The organism is Acinetobacter sp. 1130196, assembly GCF_000588095.1.
GTDB classification, from domain to species: domain Bacteria; phylum Pseudomonadota; class Gammaproteobacteria; order Pseudomonadales; family Moraxellaceae; genus Acinetobacter; species Acinetobacter nosocomialis.
Genome location: NZ_JFWX01000122.1, coordinates 1 through 1,113 on the forward strand (window position 1 = coordinate 1; position 1,113 = coordinate 1,113).

The 1,113-nt window shown below is 35.8% G+C and carries 1 protein-coding gene and 1 pseudogene; one reads left to right on the forward strand and one right to left on the reverse strand.

What is annotated here, in order from left to right; genetic code table 11:
• On the forward strand, positions 1 to 311 hold a 311-nt coding region (locus tag J671_RS25750; RefSeq protein ID WP_000319972.1), incomplete at its 5' end, for an IS30 family transposase.
• 7 nt (positions 312 to 318) lie between these two features.
• Here J671_RS25750 and J671_RS25755 read toward each other — a convergent pair.
• Positions 319 to 1,113, reverse strand: a pseudogene (locus tag J671_RS25755) (IS5-like element ISAba27 family transposase); the annotation flags it as partial.

Here is a 1,113-nt window from a genome sequence, read left to right on the forward strand (position 1 = left end):
TGACCTATGACCGTGGACGCGAGATGTCAGAACATAAAATACTCGAAGAAGATTTAGGCATAGATGTATATTTCTGTGACCCACATTCACCTTGGCAAAAAGGCACATGCGAAAATATGAATGGTTTAATTAGGCAATATTTACCTAAAGGGATTGATTTAAATCAGGCAGATCAGCATTATTTAAATCAAGTTGCCATGTCACTGAATACTCGTCCTAGAAAGGCGTTAGATTGGCTTACACCATTAGAGAAATTTGCTCAGCTTGTTGATTATCATATGGCTTTTGAAACTGTCGCACCTCATGTTTGAATTCGCCCAAGTTCATCCGATTTACCAGTGCAGCGATTAAGTTAATGCGTAAACCGAATCTTTTCCGTCTATTTCGATAGCGTTCACTTAATATTCTAAATGTTTTCAATTGACTATTAATATGTTCGATCACAACTCGTATTTTTCCAATCATTTTATTGTACTTTTTCTCAACATCAAATAAGGGTAAATTCTTCTTTTTCTTTATTGGCATCAATAATTTAAAGCCATCTTGCTCTAATCCGTAGTACCCTAAATCGGTCATAACATATTTACAATGTTTGAATTTTTTAACCGTTCTTCTTGCCAATTTAATGTCATGCTGACTGCCATTCGATATATCTAGCCCTATGATTTGTTTGCTGTTCGGATGATAGATCACTTGTGCTTTTAGCGTATGTTTCTTCTTTTTACCACTGTAGAACTTACTCTGATTTTTTTTTCGGACGTTCTATTGAACATTCTGTCGCATCAATAATGACCCAGTTAAACTGTTCGTCTGCTGTGGTAATGCTTCGTTTTGGCAGAGTAAACCGTCTTGATTTCATCAATGCATCTTCAACCTTTTTAATGGTTCGATTCACATTACTTTCAGCGATATGGTAATTTGCAGCCAACTCCAATTGAGTGCTGTAATTCCGTAAGTAATTGAGTGTTAATAATAATTGATCCTCTATAGCTAAAGTATGAGGACGCCCAGATTTCTTTTTAAGTGATTCTACTTCTTTTAAAACTTCGATCATTTCACTAAAAACTGGTCGAGGTACACCAACCAAGCGCTGGAATTCAGAATCTGAAAAAC